The following is a 21,552-nucleotide window of genomic DNA, read 5'->3' as shown; positions in this document are numbered from 1 at the left end:
GTTAAACAACAGCTCAGGACGCCTTTTTAATTATCAGAAGCTTTATAATTACTCGGCTTCCTTTGCTATGGCAAATACTGACTTCACTTTAAGTTATAAATCCGATACAGAAGGACTGCGGTTTCCGCACGGGTTAGCTTACCTGAAGGATTCAGATGACTACCACTTCCTTGTAACAAACCTGCCTCTACTAACATGTTCATACTGGTATGCGCGTAACCGGAAATGTGACTCTCATCTTTAAAGCTGCTCAGTTTGACTTCCCCTAGTGGTGTCAGGAGTAACTCTTTGAGTTTCAAAGCTCGAACAATGAAGACGGCTGCATCTTCCCGACTAATGATCGCATCTGGCATAAATCTTCCGGTACCGACTCCGGTTGCAATACCCAGCGCTTTAGCCGTTTCAACTGCCTCGGCATAGTAAGCACTTGGGTCCACATCACTGAACGGTGTTGCTTCTGAGACGCTTAGACCCAATGTATCCACAAGCAGCTTCACAAAGTCGGCCCGTTTTATAGGTGCTGCCGGTTGAAAGGCTGTGTTTGAAACCCCTTGTATAATCCCTTTAGCTGCTAATTGCTCTATAGCATCCTGTGCCCACGGTACATTCTCTAAATCTGTGAAGGATAGAACATTGAACGATACCACATATTGCCCCAGATCCTGCACCTTAAAGACTACAGCACCCTCTTTATATTTTGCACCGGGTACAACCTTTGTCTTCATATCCTGAAGAATTTGTAAGATGCCTAGACTGGAAGATTTATTGACCTCGCTCGCTGGGAGGTTATAGGGAATCGCCAATGTAAGCAAAGAATTCTTATCACTCCAAGAAACGATTTTGCCACCTGAAACAATTGTAAGTTCTACTGCTGGAAGTTTATCCAGCTTATCCTGAATGTCTTTACTCCATTTCATACGGTCTGCATTTCGCAGATAGAAAGTAACCGTCGAATCGAGATCTTTTCGGATAGATGCCAGTAAGTTGCCCGGTAGGTAAAGAGTACCTGTTGGCAGTACAAGCTCGAGTGTTTGCTCTGCAGTACCACTCGCTACGAATGTTGAAGGCAATTCAATACCATATCCTACAGCCCCATTAACTGCTGTTACCTGAACCGCTACCTGCTTTACTCCATTTTTATCAGTTCTTGCTTGTGCGAATGCTCTGGCAAGCTCTTCCGCTGTGACTACAGCGTTAGCACTTTTCGATAAGGGATCAAGAACTGGTAAGATCTTCACTTCAACAATACCATCGGCTCGTAGAGTGATTGATACGTTATTACTAGGCTTAGGGGTAGCGGATGGCACTGGTGCTGGTGTTTCTGTGCCAGGTCCTGGTGTTGGCTTCACGGGATCTGGATCAGGTTTACTCGGCACTCCGATAGCTGCCAATCTGGCAATCAAAGCCGTCTTCACCATTCCTGCAGGTAGCAGGCTTACAAAATTAGCAGCCGAATCTTGTCGTGTGGTATCCTTGTGAATCTCCGCTTGAGCAACCTGTGCCGTAGCAGACTGGATAAGTAAATCTGAATAATCACGATTCAACAGGATCAGTTCTCCATACAACGCAGCATCCTTACTAGAGCCAATCCCCTGATTGTACTCCATGAACCCCGAACGCCCTGCTCCATCGTTTTCATTGATCAATACCGTAAAACCAATTACATCTGAGGGTGAGAACGTATAACCAGCTTTGTGTAGTTCACTAAACGGAAGCGTCAGTTTATAAGTCGTCTGATGATTCGCCTCGTCACGAGTGATATCCGCCTGAACGTTATTCAGCGCTCCAGTCTGTACGCCCTCTGGTGCTCTCCATCTCCATTTGCTGACATTACCTTGGTTGTTCAAGGCAAAGCCTAATTCACTCACATTTTTACTGGATGAACCGTCCTTCTTGGACAGGTCTATACCAAGCTGTAAACTATCACCTTGCCAAATATCTCCGCCATTCCAGGTCTGTGCATGCACATCATCCTGAACTACAATAGTTGTGTACAAATTCTGTGCATCCCAATTTACATTGGCTTGTGCGCTGAGATCGTCTATGCCCTTCCATTGCCCGCCGACACTGGAATATTGGTCGATGCTCGACAATGTTATGGTCGGAGCAACCGCCGATTCCACTCCATGATGCTCGGCAAATGATTGCGCCAATCGGACAGAGGTTGTGTAAGTATAGCCATCATCCAGTGTAACGCGGTATTTCAGCGTATCACTCGACAAGTAAGGGAGCTCCATTTCCAAAGACTGCCCTAAAGCAATTTCTTTGAAGCGGACAGGTTTGAACCTGCCGGCATAAACGAAAGGCTGTAGCAACTCAATGCGCCCACTCAGCGCCTGTTCACTGGTCACATTAGTCACAGTTAGCACGCTGTTCGCTTTTTCCGGTTCGTCAGCATGAAATGGAGTTCTCTTAAGACTTAGTGCAACCGGAACCAGATTGGTGCCAAACACTTTATTTACGGCTTCGTTAACAAATTGCATGCCACCCTTAAAAATATTGTTCGTAATTACAAGTTTATCAATATCAGGTCCAGCATAAACATGCGTAGTACGTGGCTGCTGGAAGTAAGAATTATACAGCGTAGTATCACCACCTAGAGCATTAATCCCCCGCTCTCCGACAGTCGTGAAGTTCGCTTGTTGAATTCGAACCTTTCCAGCATGAACATCGATCGAACGAGTGGTGTCTCCCCACATAGAGGTGTTGAATAACGTCACTTTGGAATCGAAATCTTCGCCGATTACCACATAAACTTTATCAGAGGTGCTCATGGATACGAGCTCAGTATTGATTAGAGACAGTCCCGCAGGCCCAGCACTGTCAATCACCGCCCCTTTTTTACTTCCATCCGTTCCGTGACCGATAACAATCGCTTCAGGACCAAAGCCATTCTGCTCCTCGAAATGAATACCATACATAGAGCCGTACACAAATGTGTTAAAGATGGTTTCCTGCTTCACATGTCCGACGCGAAATGCATCCAGATTATCCTTCTGAAAGTTCCAGACTTTGTTGAAGTCAGCATCATTGGCCGGGTGATTCGGGTAATTGTTTCTTCCGTAATAATGCGGGTTGAATTGGACATTGCGAACCATGCCCCCCTCTGCTCCACCACCGATGTATATCCCTTCTTTTAGAGGAGAACCGGCAACATAATCAATATAATGTCCACTCGTATCATAGCTGCCAAAGTCGATGCCTTGATAGGAGTTGATCAAGGTAGTATTGATGGCGTACACGCCATGACCTTTCCCTTGGATCGTCCAAGAATAAGGCTTTACAGTGTTCCAATCCTGCTGGTCATAATATACTGACAAGCCTCTGACCCCGGAGGAAGCCTCCAATGTGATCAGTGGTGCTCCTTGCGGATCATTCTCCCCATAATTGGTGAACAGTACCGTTCCGCCACCAATCGTGTGGTGAGGCACATCCCAAGAACCCCGCAGCTCCACTCCACTTGGTATCGTAATTGCCGAATTCACGCGATAGATCCCAGCCGGTAAGTAAACTGTACCTCCTCCAGCTAGTTTCGCATCATTTAAAGCTTGCTGCAGAATCGACGAGACATCGCTTTGTCCGCTTTTATCTGCCCCATAAGGCTGATCTGTTATATTGTATAATTCCACAGTTGTAGGTTTCGGTTGTTGAGCCAAATCGAGAGAGGCTACTTCAGGCAACGTCTCCAGATTGTATTTCTCATCCCAATGAATATTCAATTGCGCGGCGTCGCTCTCATTTTGCACCTGCAGCTTACCTTGATACCCAGAATTGATTGCATTCAGTTCTGCTGCAGTTCCTTGTAACAAAACATGATGTGTTGGTTTGGCAAAAGTAGATTGGCCAAGGATAAGTGAACCGGCCTTTGCTGTAATCGCGTATCCACCAGATTGGTCATCCCAATTCTCAAAACTGCTGTTCTCGAAAGAAAGTACACCTGTTCCATCGTTAAGAACTGCTTGATGGGGATTACCACCTACGGTTACTTTATTGAATTGAACGATAGATCGAAAGCCGGTTGTAGCGTGAATTGCTACTGGGTTCTCTCCCGCATCCGCCTTGAAGCTGCTATCAGAGATCAACAAGCCATAATCATTGACACCTTCAATTTTGAGTGCGGTCTCACTGTTCTCAATATTGATTTTGTAGAGCTGCGCATTTGCAGTTTCTAGACTGTCGGTTCGAGTTGTCATGCGCAGACCTGTCTTGAAGCCGGACAAGAATACATCAGACATGTATTCCCAGTCGGAGCGTCCCATAACAATCCCTTCGGCATGAGCAACAAGATATTCTGTTAACGTATTCTTTTGAGGCGATCCCGCCAGTCCTGAACCAGACCAATAATCTGGAGCTAGACGAAGATGTTCTATGCGTCCGATATCCGTTGTGAAATCAAGGAAAACCCCTGTATTTAAAACAGTGCCATATACATTTTTAATATAATGAAGCTCATTCCAGATCGGTCCGATCTTGATACCCTTATAAGCGTTAACTAAGGTCACGTTCTGAATCGTTGCACTATCGCCCGAAAGCTGCTCAAACGTCCATGGATATCCTGACGGATGTATAGCTGATTGTTCCGGGTACCAAATCGATAGATTAGTTACTCCACTGGAAGGAGAAAGCTGAATGAAGCTAGGTGCTTCCTCTTCTCCCTTGCCACCATAGACATCCAGAATGGTCCCCTTCACTTCCTTGTTAACATCATCGGGGCTTATCCAATCCCCGCGAAGTGTAACTCCGGTAGGAATGATTAGACTCCCATTCATCCTGTAATGTCCTTCCGGTGCAAAAACAACGCCACCTCCACGATTGCCTGCTGCATTCAGTGCATCTTGAAAGGCCTGCGTATCATCTTTTATCCCATCCCCTTTAGCGCCAAAATCCTTCACATTACTATCAGCAATAACGACATCCTGTGTTGTGTAATTAGTAGAATATACTTTAGTCTGCGCATCTATTGCTGTTCTCAATGTTTTGTTGATTGTCACTGAGGAGAGATAGAGCTCAGGATTATTGGCTGGAGCCCCTGCTCCACTTACACCAATTCGAAAGTCTGCACCATTCGTGCCATTCGCAAAGTACGCATCGTTTAACTTAAACGTATAGCTTTTCCAGCTATTCGTATTCTTGTAAGTGTACAATGGAGCATCTTTGAATGGGGCTGATTCCGCATCATACTGCAGCACCATGCTTCCATTGCCGCGATCATAATAATCTACGGTAACGAATACATCTTGCGTTTTGTTCTGAAATAAATAGTCATCATTTACATTGAAATAGAAATAGAAAATATTCTGCCCCGGATCACTGGCACTCACGGACTGGTTGGTCTGCCAATAGTCTTTACCATCCAGAATTCCCGTTTGTAATCCCGAAGCAGGCCCATCACCGGGTAATGCCGTAACTCCGTCGGATACCACTTGATTTCCCAGCTTGATGCTAACGCCATTTCGTGAATTCGCTTTCAGCTTCTTTGTAACCGTAACCGCAGCAACCTTTAAATCTCGGTTAGAGGCTGCATCTATCCCTCCACCTTCAACACTAAGCCGCATATCCGTACCGTTAGTTCCATTTGCGAACCGGATATCTTTTAAAGTGAACGTTTTGCTCTTCCAGGTCTTGGAGTCGCCATACTGATATACTTCTCCATCCTTGAACGCCGCAGACTGCGCATCGTACTGCAGTAGGAACTTCCCATTGCCTTCATCATAATAATCAACGGTAACATCTACATCATAATCATCACTGTTGTACAAGAATTCATCAGCTACATCTAGATAGATGTAGCTAGTTGCCAGATCTTTTCCTGTCTCCCAATAAGTGACCCCAGAAACTGTTCCGGTCTTCAGACCAGCTGGCGAGTCCCCAGCTCTAGCAGTAATACCATTCTCCATAGGTATTTCTCCTAAGCTGATATGCACGGATTCGGATTCGGCCTTCGCTGAGTTTAGCGGAAATTGAATACAGGACACAAAGAGCAGAATCGCTAATATTCGGGATAGCTGTACGCTGAGCTTTGACCGGGATTGATGTATACGCAAGTAACGCACCTCCAAGGATTATTAGTTGTTCATTTCAAAAAAAGAGGAAGCCCGCCGATGAAGGCGGCTTCCCCTTTGCCCTAAACCTTATTTTTTGGCAGCAAGATAAGCGTCTATTTGTTTCTGAGTTTCGGTAATAATTTTATCTAGTCCGTTTTTCTTTTGAGTCTCCACATAATCGGCTACAGCTTTATTAACGTCTTTCACCATCCCGTATTCAATCGGTCTGCTGAGCTCATCGGTGGCTTGATCGCGTTTAGCTATTTCATTCTTCATAGCGTCTTCGGCAATAAACAATCCATCGATAGGCGAATTCACATTGTTAGGCTGATTAGCAAAATCGGCTTCCTTTACCCAGAAATCTTTAGCATAGGTTGTAGTTGGGCGCATGAATTGTGGTTTCCAGAATGCCCATTGTCCACCCCACTCCATGTAATTGCTCGTAGAAGACTGCATGCCTTCTGGATAATCCGCTGCTTCACCGTTCAGCTCATAGGTTTTGCCTTCGATACCATATTGCAACAAATCATACAGCGTCTGATCGGTCTCCACCATATCGAGGAAACGCAGAACCCGGTCTGGATGTTTGGAGTTCACATTGATGGCAACAACATTGGCGAGCGCTGTTCGGTTAACATATTTCTTGTCTGGATACATAAGTGACATTCCTTGTTTATAGTTGGCATCGGAAAAGCCTGGATCTGCGTAAGCCCATTCATGAGAGGTTACCGTAAAGAGCAATTTACCATTTCTCCATTGATCCTCCGCACCTTCTTTATCGATCATAGCGTCTCTGTTGATCAGTTTGTCGTCATACCATTTTTTCGCCAAAAGTGAAGCTTCGAGGAAGAACGGCTGTTGTTCAACAGATTGAATAGTAATTTTCGGATCACTCAGATAGAAGCCTAACCCATGGAAGTTGAGATCAACCCATTCATCGCGGATATAATACAAAGATAGTGGTGTAGTACGGGAAAGCTTCTCGTTCGGGTAAGCCTTTTTCAGCTCACGAAGCAGATTGTCGACATCTTCAATCGTTTGAATCGAATCCGGAGCGATGTTAATGCCAGCTTTTTCAGCCAGATCTGAACGCCAACCGGCAAATTTACGTTCATTCATTTTCATTGTCCATGGAAGTCCTACGATTTGTCCGTTAACCGTTGCAGCTCCTAATGTTCCTTGTTCGAGGTACTTCTTCTCAAGGTTAGGTGCGTACTTTGGAAGCAGATCATTCAAGGCCATGTAAGAGCCTTTCGCCGCCATTTGCTTATAGGAGAGCCAATCTCCATCAAAGTTCATATCCCAGTTGTCCCCGGATGCGGCCATGACTAGCATTTTTTCCTTAAAGTCTCCAAACGGAATGAAATTCACAGAGAACTTTACGTTTAGACCTTTGGATTTCACATAATCGCTGATCTTGGACCAAACCTCGTCTGTGGCTGCTTTTTTATCCCCACCAAAATAGAATTTGAGTGTAACCTCATCTTCACCTTTCGCGGTTTCTGTGTTAGTGCTAGTGTTGTTGTCTTTACTTTGATTTCCATCATTGGACGACGTATTTCCACCACTTGAGCTACATGCGGACATAATCAGTCCTAGCAATAGCGTTGCTATCAGGACGATCTGAAATCTACCCATGCGTTTGCGCATCCTAATCTCCCCTTATACCTTTAATTTATACTATACGACATTCGTCGACATAGTTAACCTTTAACTGCTCCAACCATAAGTCCTTTAACAAAATAACGCTGCAGAAATGGATACAAGAAAATGATAGGTCCGATAGTTATGACCGTCAGCGCCATTTTGATAGACTCGGAAGGAATCTGAGCAGAAATTCGCTGCATCGCAGCCGCATTTCCGGAGTTCTTCAAGAAATCGACATTGGAGATCAGTGTGCGTAGCAGCAATTGTAGTGGCTGAAGTTCCTGTTTATCTACGAACATTAACCCGAGGAACCAGTCGTTCCAATATCCGAGAGCTACGAACAGCCCAACGGTCGCTAGAACGGGTAGAGCAAGTGGCATGATCAGCCTGGAGTAGATTCGGAATTCACCCGCACCGTCCATTTTTGCCGATTCATGCAAATCCTCAGGAATGGAGAGCATAAAGTTTCGAATAAGAAACATGTTGAAGGCATTGCCCAGAGAAGGAAGAATAAGTGCCCATATCGTATCTTTCAAATGCAGATATCTGACAATGACGATATACCAAGGCACTAATCCCCCACTAAAGAGCATGGTGATGATGACAAAGATGGAGAGAATATTCCTATATTTAAAAGAACGTCTTGCCATTACGTAAGCACCCATGCTAGTCAAGAAGAGTGACAAAGCAGTTCCGACAACAGTGACGAATGTGCTGACTCCGTACGCCTCAAAAATCCGATTGGAGCCAAGAAGCAAAATACGATAGGAATCAAACGTTATCGTCTTGGGCCAAATAGAATAGCCGTACTGCATAATATCTTTTTCTGTGCTCAGTGAGCCTGCGATGACCATGAGGAACGGAAACAGGCAGGCCAGACTGAATAGACCGATTACCAGAGCAATTAAAAACTGGCTGAGTGAAAATTTTCTGGCTAACATTGTGTCGGATGACCTCCTTAGAATTGAATGTATCTATACTTCGGGACAACTGACCTTTAGAATATCGCTGAGTCTTTGTCGATCTTCCGTGCGGCATAGTTACTGCTAAGTACGAGGAAGAAAGCAACAAAGGACTGTAGGAAGCCCGCAGCGGAAGCCATCCCAATATCACCCGATTTCCGTAAGCTCCGATAGACGAAGGTGTCAATAACATCTGTGGTTGGGAAGAGCAGCGAAGCGTCTCCTACCATGGCATAGAACATCCCGAAATCTGCATTCATAATTCTTCCAACCGCCAGTAATGTCAGGATAATAATTGTTGGTCGCAGCATCGGAATACTAATGTATCTAATTTGCTGCCATCTCGACGCTCCATCAATGGAAGCAGCTTCATAATAGGAACTGTCAATAGAGGTTAGCGCGGCCAAATAGATAATTGTGCCATAACCAGTGATTTTCCAGCGGGCAGCAATGGTTAAGATCGCCGGCCATAATTCATCCCGACTATAGAAGTCAATCGGTTGTAGATGTAGGTACTCCAGGAAGCGATTAATTGCTCCAGTCTCATAATTCATCAGATTATAAGCGAATACACCTACGACAATCCATGAGATAAAGAAAGGTAAAAAGGTTAAGGATTGCGTAATTCTTTTGAAATACTTATTGCGCATTTCATTCAGCAGTAGTGCAAACCCTACTTCAAATACGAGCCCTACTACTATGAAAAGTGCATTCAGGAGAATCGTGTTTCGAATGGCTCGAAAAGCCACCGGAGAAGAGAATACATAGTCAAAGTTGCTGAATAGCGGGTCCATCCAATCACTTCCGAAAATTCCTTTGGAGAAATCAAAATTTTTGAAGGCGATTACAAGACCAGCCAGCGGTAGATAGTTAAAGAGCAAGAACAGTACCCCGACGGGTAAGAACATGAGCAGCAAGGTGCGATTTTTGTACAGTTCCTTGAACACTCCGTTTAGTTTCATATCGATTTCCCTTTCGCTGTTTGGATAATTTAATTGTAAAAGAGTGGATATGCACTTACTATGAGTCAATCTTGCACTTTGTTGATTCATTTTTATCCTGATCACCGAGATACGTGATCAACAGTCTAAAAATAAAAGTAGCGATTCTCCGAGAAGGGAGAATCGCTACTATATAAGATTTTAACGATTTAATAGGTCTAGCAGCTCGATTAATGGGTATCATCTGTTTTGGACAGTTCTTCGCCTACCTTCATGGGATGGCGCAACAAAATACGGGTTCCCCCTTCTGTACCGATCTGAATCTGGAGCTTATACTCAGACCCAAAATACAGCTTCAAACGGTCATTCACATTTCTTAACCCTACACCTCGACGAGTTGTTGTATACATTTCCTCCTCCGCATCATCATGATCCAATTCATCAATGATACTCTGTGGAATGCCCTTTCCGTTATCTGCAATCTCGATGATCATATCTTCCTCTTCACGCCTAGCAGACACAATGATCTTCCCCTTCTCAAAGTCACTCCGCACACTATGTTGGATCGCATTTTCTACAAGTGGTTGTAGCAGCAAGCGAAGGAATGGGAAATCTAGCAAATCTTCATCTAAGGAATATAATATACGGATCGTTTTGCCCATACGGCCCTGCTCGATGAGCACATAAGCTTTCACTTGCTCTATCTCACGCCGCAGTGTAGTGATCTCCTTCCCTTGATTCAAACTCAACCGCAGGAGATTCCCAAGTGCAGATACCATTTCACTAATATCGCTGCGCCCGTGGTTCTCTGCCTTCCAGCGAATTGATTCAAGTGTATTATAGAGAAAATGTGGGTTGATCTGATGGCTCAGAACCTGAAACTCCAGTGCCTTTTTCTTTCGCTCGGAACGCCAAGCTTCTTGGATCAATACATCAATTCGTTGAACAAGGCTGCCAACCCCTCGATATAACCAGCCTACTTCATCTCTTCTTGGCGAAGTTAACGCTTCTGTTTGGAAATTCCCCTCCTCCATTCTCCGCATCAGCCTTACCAGACGTGCGATAGGTTGAGTGAAATACACTGTAATGTAGAAGACAACGGCAAAACAGCAGATGAGATAAATAATCAAGAAGATGATCAGCAAACGAGTCATTTCGTCACTTGATCCAGACAGTTCTTTCAATAACGTCAGACTGACAATCGCCCAAGGCTCACTGTCCAAGCTGACGTAAGTAGTAAGATACTTGTGCCCGTCAATCTTAAGCGTCTGTGAGCCCTGCGAGTTCTGTTGAAGATGGGAGACGAATGAATTCGAAGGGAATTGCTTGCCTGCCCATTCATTGGAGGAGGAGTCATAATAAATGGTGCCATCCCGATTCATCAGCAGCAGCTTCTGATTTTTCAATTGCTCGGTGGGTGAGAAATAACGCTTCAAATGATCCTCTGAAATTTCTGTCACGACCATACCTCTGGGCTTCCGATCAAAGAGACCTGTAAAGCGCTTGATATACCCTAATAAAGGACGACCATATTTGCCTTGCTGTGGCATAAATAATTCCCACATTGGACCTACAGTTCCTTGTGACCGTTTAAACCATTCCTCTGACGTAATATTCGCCGCTTCTCCCAATGTATTCATATAAGAAGGATAAAGCGAAGGATTTATCGGATAGACCCGCACTCGGAAGGCATCGATTTGTGGAGTAGCCTGATAGAGTACAGTAAGCAGATTAACAGTGAAGTCCTCTTCTTCAGCAGGATTAGCTGGTGGATCAATCAGTAGATCTTGTACTCGTTTGTTGCCGATTAGAGTATTGACCTGATCATTAAGTGTATTCAGATAAATCTCAAAATTGTTGGTTGCTTGCTGGAGATAGCTCAGTGAAATCTTCGTATTCGTGTTTGTGATACCCTCAATAGACTTGATATGTGCAAAGTAAGCGAAAATAAGAAACGGCACAATAATGATCATTAAAAATACCAATATTATACGGTTCCTTAACGATGCGCCCAAACGCAGAGTGAACCGATTCATAACATTTCCTCCTTCCAGGCATATCGACAATAATCCCCGCGAAAATTTGCGATTCACTCATTGTGGTAAAAAATGCATTTACTATAATTAGGCTGTAGCGTTCATCATCTAATGGAAAAGAGGAAACGTATTGACTGGAGCTAGCAAAACCGTTGTACATGTCATTTCTCACACTCACTGGGATAGGGAATGGTATATGCCCTATGAAGCCCATCACGTTAAGCTTATTGAAACTATAGATTCCTTGATCGACACATTTGAATCCGACCCGGATTTTAAAAGCTTCTATTTAGATGGACAAACCATTGTAGTGGAGGATTATTTGCAGGTTTATCCGGAGAAGCGTGAAATGATCCAAAAACTGTGCGATGATGGCAAGCTCTCCCTCGGGCCATGGTACATTCTTCAAGACGAATTCCTAACGAGCGGTGAAGCGAATGTTCGCAACCTGCAAATCGGACATCGTGATGCAAGGACATTCGGTCCCATCTCTAAGATCGGCTACTTCCCGGATTCTTTTGGCAATATGGGTCAAGCTGCGCAGATTCTTCAGCAAGCTGGTATCGATACGGCCGTCTTCGGCAGAGGGGTAAAAGCCACGGGTTTCAACAATCGTGTGGAAGAAACCTCTGACCAAGAATCTCCTTACTCTGAGCTGATCTGGCAATCCCCTGATGGCTCCAAAGTGCTTGGTATTCTCTTTGCGAATTGGTACAACAACGGCATGGAAATTCCTGTAGATCCTGACACAGCTAAAAGCTACTGGGATCATCGTCTTGCACGTGCCAGACAATACGCCTCCACCCGGCACTTACTGCTCATGAACGGCTGTGATCACCAGCCCATCCAAACCGATCTTTCTGAAGCTTTACGGGTTGCGCGTGATTTATATCCAGACTGCGAATTCATTCATTCTAATTATGATGATTATGTAAAAGCCATTAAAGAGGAGCTTCCCGATGACTTAACCCTAACTACAGGAGAGCTTCGCGGGCAACATACAGATGGCTGGTACTCCCTAGTGAATACTGCTTCAGCGAGGATATACATCAAGCAGCTTAACCAACAGAACCAGACGTTGCTTGAAAAAATAGCTGAGCCACTAGCCGCACTCGCACACGGATTAGGCAAACCTTATCCCCATGGTCTACTGCAATATGCCTGGAAGACTCTCATGCAGAACCATCCGCATGACAGCATTTGCGGCTGCAGCGTAGATGAGGTCTACCATGAGATGAAGACTCGGTTTGCAAAAAGCATGGAGGTCGGTTCAGCTCTCATAACTGACAGCGCCAGATTCATTAGTGCTAAGGTCGACACCTCTATCTTCGCATCATTTGGAGAAGACGCCATTCCGTTCGTAGTTTATAATACTAGCGGCTATTCTAGCAGCAGCGTAGTGACCTTGGAAATTGAGTGGTCTCACCGTTTCTTCAATCAAAGTGAAGACCCAAGTGCCATATTCAAGCAAGTCTCGGACAGAACGCATGGCGAGGGCTACCTGGTCAACTCCCAAGGTGATCGATTAGACTGCACTGTTGAAGATCTGGGGGTACGCTTCGGTTACGAGCTGCCAAACGATAAATTCAGACAGCCTTATATGGCCCGTGCATTACGGCTAACCTTTGAGACAAAATCGCTTCCTGCCCTAGGACTGGCAACTTTTTCTTGGATTCCCACAAAGGATTCAGCGATACCAAAGACTTTATCAGGCACTATGATCACCGAAGACTTCACTATAGAGAATGAATATCTTCGAATCCGCGTGGCAGAAGATGGAAGCTTCTCTATGTTCGATAAAACCAGTGAACAGCTATACAGCGGTCTGGGTGTATACGAGGATGTCGGTGACATAGGCAATGAATACATTTTCAAACAACCCGAAGGTGATGTAGCCATAACTACACGCGGCATCCCTGCGGAGATTCACCTAACGGAGAATACCCCTTACAGAGCTGCTTTTGAAATCAGACATACCCTAGAAGTTCCGGTCTCAGCCGATGAACAGCTTCAGCAGGAAGTAGAAACCATGGTTGAGTTCCGGCAGCGGAAGTCAGTCCGGTCACAGCAGCTTGTCACTCTGAATATTGTGACCTGCATCAGTCTGCAGCGTGAAGGTCATTCCTTGCAAGTGCATACTCGTATCGACAATACTGCAAAGGATCATCGTCTCCGTGTTCTGCTACCATCTGGGGTTAAGGCAGCGCACCATTATGCCGATTCTGTCTTTGAAGTCGCCGAGCGCGAGACTGTACCTGCACCTGAATGGGAGAACCCAAGCAACTGCCAGCATATGCAGTCGTTTGTGGATGTACATGCTAATGAACGCGGCTTGACTGCATCTGGTAAAGGTCTGAACGAGTATGAGGTGTTGCAGGATGAAGAAGGTACTATTGCCCTAACACTCCTTCGTTCGATAGGTGAACTTGGCGACTGGGGCGTCTTCCATACCCCTGACGCTCAGTGCCTTGGCGTTAATGTAGCAGAGTGGAGCCTTATCCCGCATAGCGGAGGTGACAACCGCTTCGCGGCCTACCGTGAAGCCTACCGTTTTGCTGTTCCCGTCACTACTGTTCAGACAGGGATTCATGAAGGAACACTTCCTCCTGTGCACAGTTTTCTGGCATGGGAAAGTAAAGAAATAGCTTTTTCCAGCTTAAAAATCAATGAAGATAATGGAGATCTAATGGCACGCTGGTACAATCTCGCTGACACACCCTCCGATCTAAGTATTCATTCCCATGTGAATGCCAATCTGTACCTCAGCAACATTCTGGAGGAGAAAACATCCGTCGTTCAGTCACAACCACTTCCGGTAAGTAAGGCAGGGATTGTAACCATAGGGATCACGAATTCTTAAGTCTTAACACTCGTAAATATCCCAGGCAACCCGATTCTACTGAACCGAGTCGCCTGGATTCTTTATTCTTCAGCAATTCCAAGCTGTCTTCTGAAATCCTTAGGTGTGCAGCCTACCTGTTTCTTGAAAAGCTTTGAGAAATGCACCGGGTCTTTGTAGCCGACCTGATAGGAAATTTGATAAATTTTAAACTTCACATCGTATAGCATTTCTTTTGCCTTTTTAATACGAATATCTGTTAAGTATTCGAGAAAGGTCATATGCAGTTCTTTCTTAAATAACTTACTAAGCCAAACCGGAGTTACGTGAACCGCAGAAGCTACAATTTGCAGCGTTAGGCTTTCAGCATAATCACGGTGTAAAATCTTCTCAGCTTCGCTAACAATTTGGCTGGGTGTATGCGAAAGCTTTCGAAAGTCGGCAGCAATCTCATGCAGAAAGATCTCTGTTTGTTCACGAAGCGCCTGCAGAGTATCGTATTGCTCCAACAGCTCCCAAACTGCGATAGGATTATTTTTCCAACTCTTAAGAACGGTTCCCTCCGCTCCCCGCCGGAACACTTCGAACAGCCATTCGAAAATTTTCTGCTGGATATCCCTTAGTTGTGTAAGATGCCAAGACTGTATCATCTCTATGAAGTTATCCATCGCTTTTGTTATATCATCATCCGAACCATATCGAACCAAATCAAGCATTTCTTCCGGGTTCTGAAGTGACAAGTTATCACTCTCACCGTCGTAAAATAGTCCTTGCTCAGTGAATAATCTGTTACCCCCATAAACCGCCTTTTGCTCCATTACACTTACAGCCTCAATATACATATGGTGCAAGTTTCTTGTATTGCCCGGTTTAGTCAGCATTCCTGCACTAGCAGTGATTTTGACAAAATCATTGATTCTTTGAATGAAGAGCTGTGCCATGCCCTGTGCGATATCCGAATGCTCCTGCGAAAGGCTCCCCAGCACAATAATCCAGCGGTTATAACGGTCCTTATAGAGAGCAGAAGGATGGGCGTATTCCTCTTCAAGCGTCTGATGTAACACATTACTAATCCCGAATAGAATCAGTTCCTTCTCATGCGGATTTTTATTCTCTATCGCTTTTAAATTATCAGCCTCAACGACAATCAACATCGTGGGCTCCTTTAGCATCCATTCAAGCTCCAATGTTTGAAGACGGTGGTATCTACGCATTTCAAGATTAGGGTCATAAACCTGCTCAATCATTTCCTTTAATAATTCCTCGCGCATTGTGGAGATGGCGAAGACCGCCTGATTCTTAAGCATTTGCCGGTTCCGATGATCCATCTCCTTTTTATTGATGTTCTCTATCGATTTATCTACCATTTTACCTAGTTCATCCAAATTAATTGGTTTCAAAATATAATCGCATACCCCTATTTTCATGGCCTGCTTGACCAGTTCAAAATCATCATAACCACTTACAATAATCTTCTCAGGCTTATACTCCTCTTCGGCAGATAAGGCGCTAAGGAATTCCAGACCAGACATGCGGTTCATCTTGATATCTGTAATAATCAGAGCGGGCCTGATCTCAAGTGCCGTACGTAAAGCCACATCACCATCATCCGCAACAAGAACCTCTGTAATATTGTAATTCTCCCAATGAAAGCGATTCCGTAATCCTTCACGAATCTCATATTCATCATCCACTATAAGTACACTAAGCATCTGATCTCCCTCCTGACTCACTTGGATGTACAACAATTTCTTTTGGAAATTATAGTCTTTAGTTTCATAGTACTCGACACGAGTTAGGATTGCACGGAGGTAATCCATAACTTTTATAGGGGGATATTAACTTGCTTTTTTAAATGCGCAGCGTTTGTAAAATAATACAAAAAAGCCGACAGATAAACTCTGTCGACTTCCCCTTCATTTCTTCATTTGTATTAAAGTTCAACGATCTTCGTAGCAACATTGTTGCAAAATTCCCGATCATGCTCCACAAAAACAAGAGTCGGCGTGTATTCAAGCAACAGTTCTTCAATTTGCATCCGTGAAATGACATCAATAAAATTAAGCGGTTCATCCCAAATGTACAAATGAGCTTTCTCACTAAGACTTTTGGCAATCAGTACTTTTTTCTTTTGACCACCGCTGTAAGTGGATATGTCTTTATCAAATTGGATTCTAGAAAAATCAAGCTTTCGTAGAATAGATTTAAACAGACTTTCATCGATTCCATTCTCTCTGGCATAATCCGTTAAATCCCCCTGAAGATTAGAAGTGTCTTGGGATACGTAAGAAATGGTAAGCTGATTATCCTTTATGAGAGTGCCTGTGAAATCTATATCCTCGTCACACATCAATTTGATGATACTTGATTTTCCTGAGCCGTTTTTACCCGAAAGCGCAATCCGCTCACCCTGCTCGATAGTGAAGCTTACATCTGAACATACCCTTTTTCCACCGTAAAAAATCGAAATATGGTCTAGCTCAGCAAGTTGACGTTTATGATAGGCAAGCTGTGTAATCTCTAAATTCTCAGAATTTTCGATATTTTTAAGAAGCTTAGACTTTTCATTGATCGCAGAATTTTGTCTTTGCTCAATGGCTTTAGAGCGTTTCATCATTTTAGCGGCCTTGTGTCCAATGTAGCCTTTATCTACCTTTGAGCCGGAATTTCTCGTTCCGTTTTTTGTTTTTTCCACTTCATGTGACCAGTTGCCTGTCCGTTTAGAAGAAGCAGACAAGCGTTTAATATCTCTTCTGAGTTTCTCGTCCTCTGCTAGCTCAAAGTTATCTTGTCTGACTTTATTATCCCACCAGCTTGAAAAATTTCCTTTTTGGATCTCAATATTAGTCTTATTTATGGACAAAATATGGTCTACACAATTATCAAGAAAAGATCTGTCGTGAGAGACCAGAATATATCCACTTTTCGTATTGAGATAATCACTGACCAGTTTTCTAGCCGTCATATCTAAATGATTGGTAGGTTCATCGATCAACAGGAAGCTATTTTCTTTAATGAAGAGAGTGGCTAACAGCACTTTCGTCTGCTCTCCGTTAGACAATGAGTCAAAGGGCCGATATAACACATCTTCAGACACCTTTAATAATGAAAGTTCACGCAGTAATTTCCAATGAACATATTCCGGGAAAATCCCGCAGATCACATCCAGAGTATTAAGCTCCTTGTTATCCACTTGAAAAGGGAAATATTCAAAACTGACATGCGCAGAGATATTTCCGCTGTATTCATATTTTCCTAGTAATAAACTCAAAAAGGTGGTCTTTCCTCTACCGTTTCTTCCGGTAAATCCTAATTTCCAATCCGTATCGATTTGAAAGTTAACATTCTCAAAGATGTTATCGTAGCTGCCTTCATAGGCAAAGGTTAGATTGGTAACATTTATTAATGACATATAAGTATCCTCCTGTATAAAAAAATAAAAGCCACAAGAAAGTTACTTTCTTGTGACTCAAATAAATACAGCAAATCTAGCCCCTAATGGAGTTAGATAAGGATATATTGTTCGAGTGAAAAGAAGTAGTAACTTTCTTGCATACAAAAAATAAAACAAACGAAATAAACCGTTTTTGTTGTTTTATTCATCATGTGTCGCAAGAATAATTACTACACTATACTTTTCAACTCCGATCATTAATTTGTATCCATGTTATCATGCCGATTTGTTTTTTTCAACTTTCCGATCCTTAACGCATTAAGAAATTCATTCGTTAGGCGTTCGCTAATTCATCTGCCGAGGGGCCGTAAAGGCCCGGAACTGGTATATTTAGAAGTCGGAAATATACCCCAAGCTGTGCCCGGTGGTGAATCATGTGATTCAATCCGATGGTACGAAGCGCGACTGCCCGTGTCTGACGGCGGATAACCGCTGTGCCATTACGCAGTGTCCACTCCTCACCAAGTGTCTCTACATTGCTATCAGCTATTAATTTTTCGATCTCGTGAGCTCTCATGTCGAACTCTTGCAGAACTGCGGCTGGGCTCTCCAGCGCTTCTCGACGATATGATACAGATGCTAAATCAAACTCCGAGTGAAGAAGAATGGCTGATTGCCAGTTTAGCAGATTGACGAGATGTGTGGATAGCCCACCGAGACTCATTGACTTTTCGTGTGGTTTCCATGTCATATGCTCCTGCGTCAGCTTCTCCAGCATACGACGCGTACCTGCTAACTCCTGCAAGACATCCCCAATGATCAGATCTTTATCCATTCCTCTATCTCCTCTCAAAAATGAAGTACCCACTAAGTTTATCATAGAGCATCACCCTTGAGTTTTTCGATGATACCCTTCTTCAAGGATTTCTCGTAAGCCTTGAGTTCTTTTTTGAATGAATGTATTCCAAAATACTTTACCTTTTTCAGCTAATTCTTCGTTAGTATAATTTCCTTCTTCAAACTTTCCCCAACAACCATCCTGTGTTAACTTTTCCCATCCTAAATAATCTGCATACATCCGGTTTTCTGAAGGGATATCTGAGCCCATTGAATTGATCTTAACCAACTCAGGACAGAGCCACATAGCAGTACAAACGGATAATAATCCTCCATGCATCTCATTTAAATTTTCTAAGCCTGCCGCTTCAACGGCCTCTTCCCATGCATTATGATTATTATGATTTGCGGTAATTAAAATAATCTGAGGGTACTTATAGTTGATTTGTTTAACAAATGCTCCCTCCCAATAGGATCCACCATGTCCTGTACATACCAAGAACTTTCTAAAGCCTTGTCTTATTAAATTACAAATAATTTCTTCTAACATGGTTGTTAAAATAATTGGACTTACTGTAACCGTTCCTTTGAAATTCGCATGTTCTTCAGAGGTATTGAACGGTAAAGTAGGTAACACGTAAGCATTTAATTCTCTCCCGTAAGCATCTGCATATAACTCTGCAATAAGCGTATCCAAATGCATAGGTAAACTGGGTCCAAATTGCTCCGTTGCCCCTACTGATAGAACAACTGTATCAATCCCACTATTAGATAATTCCAATGTTGTATTCTTAAAACTAAGCATAATAGCACTCCCTATAAAAGCTCGAATCTTGATATCCATCAGATTATACCATTTCCAAGACGTGGAAAATAACTATAAATAAACTATACCTGAAAACCTATATATTCTTGCAGAAGCATAAAAAAAACTCCCATAAATTGAACCTATTAGATCAAGGTTTCATGAAATGGAAGGATTATAAATGGCAGGCCTGATATGGAATTTTTAGAGAAAGTAGCGACTTCGCTGTCTCTGGTGTTTAGATACTCTCTACTAATTGCATGGTCGTTACACATGTATTATCACTCTTAAAAGTGGAAAGTGCGGCTTTCGCTTTTACCCCATCCTGTTCAATCGTTACATTATATTTCTTATCGCGAGGTAACCAAAGATCAATGAAGCCGTTAGATTGAGACTGTATAGTTTGATCCACAATCACGTTGCCCTCAGTGTCTTCGACATATACATTAAACGCTTGTTCTGTTAATTCCCCTTGGCATCCAGTCAAGCTATGTGTTGCACACGGGTGTGTATTCTTAACATATGGTGCGATGGAAACAAAAAACTCATCTTTGGGCAAGTCATATTTGGTTGATTTATTGTTGCTGTCGGTCACAATGAGCTGCTCTGAAGTGATGGAAGCAGAGAGGTCTTTCATGCTGCTTGAGCTATATTGCTGCACCAATTGCTTAACGTTAGCTGTATCGGTTGCTGCAGGAGATTTATTATCGTTTCCCCCCATAAATAAAACTGCCCCTAAAACAACTACAACTACTGCACCAGAAGCCATCCAGATTTTTGTTCTCATTAATATTCAACCCCTTCTCTTCGATTCAATCATTCTCATAACACCAATAGTTCACATATGTTTCCTATTATATCATTATTACATTAACATGAGATCTGACAGAAGCCACGTTATAATAGTGAATTTTCACGAAACCTTTATCATTGATATTAACGATGCACAAAAAAGGCCTCTTCTGGTTATTCACCAAGAAGAGGCCTTTAATCTTGATATATTATTTAAGCTTGCAGACTATTTACTAAATCACGAATGACATCCGCTAACGGAGTGACAGGACGACTCAATACTTTCTCCAGATCGTCACTTACAATATCCAGCCATCCTTCACGAATACCACGCTGAATCGCAACAACAATTGGCAGTGCAGCTTCTGGTACACCGACCTCAGCCATAATTTTCGCATAAGCTTCGTCATCAACTTGCATCACTTTGATTTCTTTACCGATTACGTCACCTATAATCTTTGTCAACTCATCTTGTGTTAAAGGCTTGCCAGACAATTCATAGACCGTATTCTCATGTCCTTCCCCTGTCAGAACATTTGCGGCAGCTTCTGCATAATCGCCTCGTGCAGCCCAGCCAACCTTACCACTCCCAGCAGAAGTTACCCATGGAGCACCTGCTACTGCACCTTGAATCGATCCAACCTCATTTTCCATATACCAGTTGTTACGAAGGAAACTGAAAGGAATTCCTGTAGCTCGAATGGTTTCTTCAGTTACACGATGTACTTCAGCAAGGAACAGCTCGCTCTTCTCTGCATCTCCTACGCTTGTGTAGGCAATAAACCCAACCCCGGCTTTAACAGCTGCATCAACAGCTGCTTTATGTTGGCGAATCCGAGTCTCGTTATCCCCATCTGCAGAAACTATTAACAATCGATCCACACCGGCAAATGCTGTAGCCAGCGTCTCCGGCTGATCAAAGTCACCATGACGGACTTCCACTCCACGCGTTTTAAGATCACTTGCTTTATCTGGATTCCGAACACTAACTACAAGATCTCCTGCGGGTACAGTTTTAAGTAGAGATTCTATTACTAAGGATCCGAATTGACCTGTTGCTCCTGTTATAGCTATTTTCATTTAAATTTCCTCCTCAAATATGAATGATATGATTCCTCTTAATAAACACTAACCTGTAACTATTGTAGTTACATTCTAAAAGGATGTCAACTCCTTTATATTCCTGAACTTATCTCAACCTAATAAATACAAAGAACCCTCGCGGTTTCCGGTTGGAATACAGCGAGGGCTTGAA

Annotated in this window: 12 protein-coding genes; 1 reads left to right on the top strand and 11 read right to left on the bottom strand. The window is 43.3% G+C overall.

Features of this window, described 5'->3' with window-relative positions:
• Positions 1-83 precede the first annotated feature (83 nt).
• The 5 genes from CA600_RS02270 to CA600_RS02250 all read right to left on the bottom strand — a co-directional run bounded on the left by CA600_RS02270 (position 84) and on the right by CA600_RS02250 (position 11,630).
• Complete coding sequence (locus tag CA600_RS02270; protein WP_094868721.1) at positions 84-6,044, bottom strand: S-layer homology domain-containing protein; 5,961 nt, start codon at positions 6,042-6,044, stop codon at positions 84-86.
• A gap of 87 nt (positions 6,045-6,131) precedes the next feature.
• The gene (locus CA600_RS02265) at positions 6,132-7,694 is read right to left on the bottom strand and encodes an extracellular solute-binding protein (protein WP_094868720.1); all 1,563 of its coding nucleotides are present in this window, start codon (positions 7,692-7,694) and stop codon (positions 6,132-6,134) included.
• Positions 7,695-7,747: 53 nt separating this feature from the next.
• The gene (locus CA600_RS02260; RefSeq protein WP_094868719.1) at positions 7,748-8,632 is read right to left on the bottom strand and encodes a carbohydrate ABC transporter permease; all 885 of its coding nucleotides are present in this window, start codon (positions 8,630-8,632) and stop codon (positions 7,748-7,750) included.
• Positions 8,633-8,688: 56 nt separating this feature from the next.
• On the bottom strand, positions 8,689-9,615 hold the full coding sequence (locus tag CA600_RS02255; protein WP_094868718.1) for an ABC transporter permease: 927 nt from the start codon (positions 9,613-9,615) through the stop codon (positions 8,689-8,691).
• A 209-nt stretch (positions 9,616-9,824) separates the two neighbouring features.
• Positions 9,825-11,630, bottom strand: a complete 1,806-nt coding sequence (locus CA600_RS02250) for a cache domain-containing sensor histidine kinase (RefSeq protein ID WP_094868717.1) — start codon at positions 11,628-11,630, stop codon at positions 9,825-9,827.
• Between the two features lie 130 nt (positions 11,631-11,760).
• Between CA600_RS02250 and CA600_RS02245 the strand changes: the two genes are divergently transcribed.
• Positions 11,761-14,490 carry an alpha-mannosidase gene (locus tag CA600_RS02245; RefSeq protein WP_256989689.1) on the top strand — a complete coding sequence of 910 codons (2,730 nt, stop codon included), beginning with the start codon at positions 11,761-11,763 and terminating at the stop codon, positions 14,488-14,490.
• Positions 14,491-14,552: 62 nt separating this feature from the next.
• Here the strand turns inward: CA600_RS02245 and CA600_RS02240 are convergent, their stop codons facing one another.
• From CA600_RS02240 to CA600_RS02215, 6 genes are all read right to left on the bottom strand, one after another.
• On the bottom strand, positions 14,553-16,181 hold the full coding sequence (locus tag CA600_RS02240; RefSeq protein WP_094868716.1) for a response regulator transcription factor: 1,629 nt from the start codon (positions 16,179-16,181) through the stop codon (positions 14,553-14,555).
• Between the two features lie 221 nt (positions 16,182-16,402).
• Positions 16,403-17,881, bottom strand: coding sequence for an Lsa family ABC-F type ribosomal protection protein (locus CA600_RS02235; protein WP_094868715.1), 1,479 nt, complete (start codon positions 17,879-17,881; stop codon positions 16,403-16,405).
• Positions 17,882-18,197: 316 nt separating this feature from the next.
• A complete protein-coding gene (locus tag CA600_RS02230; RefSeq protein ID WP_094868714.1) occupies positions 18,198-18,698 on the bottom strand; it encodes a DinB family protein in 501 nt (166 codons plus the stop codon).
• Between the two features lie 51 nt (positions 18,699-18,749).
• Positions 18,750-19,544, bottom strand: coding sequence for a creatininase family protein (locus tag CA600_RS02225; RefSeq protein ID WP_256989688.1), 795 nt, complete (start codon positions 19,542-19,544; stop codon positions 18,750-18,752).
• A gap of 199 nt (positions 19,545-19,743) precedes the next feature.
• A complete protein-coding gene (locus tag CA600_RS02220) occupies positions 19,744-20,292 on the bottom strand; it encodes a CueP family metal-binding protein (RefSeq protein ID WP_094868712.1) in 549 nt (182 codons plus the stop codon).
• 218 nt (positions 20,293-20,510) lie between these two features.
• Positions 20,511-21,377, bottom strand: coding sequence for an SDR family oxidoreductase (locus CA600_RS02215; protein ID WP_094868711.1), 867 nt, complete (start codon positions 21,375-21,377; stop codon positions 20,511-20,513).
• Positions 21,378-21,552 lie beyond the last annotated feature (175 nt).

This window comes from Paenibacillus sp. VTT E-133280 (genome assembly GCF_002264385.1).
GTDB classification, from domain to species: domain Bacteria; phylum Bacillota; class Bacilli; order Paenibacillales; family Paenibacillaceae; genus Paenibacillus_AQ; species Paenibacillus_AQ nitricinens.
Note: the sequence above shows the minus strand (reverse complement) of the source record. Positions and strands in the feature narration are given on the sequence as shown.

Excerpts from the sequence above, each read along its gene's own strand:
- CA600_RS02265 (WP_094868720.1), bottom strand. The coding sequence starts at position 7,694 with ATGCGCAAACGCATGGGTAGATTTCAGATCGTCCTGATAGCAACGCTA.
- CA600_RS02260 (WP_094868719.1), bottom strand. The coding sequence starts at position 8,632 with ATGTTAGCCAGAAAATTTTCACTCAGCCAGTTTTTAATTGCTCTGGTA.
- CA600_RS02255 (WP_094868718.1), bottom strand. The coding sequence starts at position 9,615 with ATGAAACTAAACGGAGTGTTCAAGGAACTGTACAAAAATCGCACCTTG.
- CA600_RS02250 (WP_094868717.1), bottom strand. The coding sequence starts at position 11,630 with ATGAATCGGTTCACTCTGCGTTTGGGCGCATCGTTAAGGAACCGTATA.
- CA600_RS02240 (WP_094868716.1), bottom strand. The coding sequence starts at position 16,181 with ATGCTTAGTGTACTTATAGTGGATGATGAATATGAGATTCGTGAAGGA.
- CA600_RS02235 (WP_094868715.1), bottom strand. The coding sequence starts at position 17,881 with ATGTCATTAATAAATGTTACCAATCTAACCTTTGCCTATGAAGGCAGC.
- CA600_RS02230 (WP_094868714.1), bottom strand. The coding sequence starts at position 18,698 with ATGGATAAAGATCTGATCATTGGGGATGTCTTGCAGGAGTTAGCAGGT.
- CA600_RS02225 (WP_256989688.1), bottom strand. The coding sequence starts at position 19,544 with ATGGATATCAAGATTCGAGCTTTTATAGGGAGTGCTATTATGCTTAGT.
- CA600_RS02220 (WP_094868712.1), bottom strand. The coding sequence starts at position 20,292 with ATGAGAACAAAAATCTGGATGGCTTCTGGTGCAGTAGTTGTAGTTGTT.
- CA600_RS02215 (WP_094868711.1), bottom strand. The coding sequence starts at position 21,377 with ATGAAAATAGCTATAACAGGAGCAACAGGTCAATTCGGATCCTTAGTA.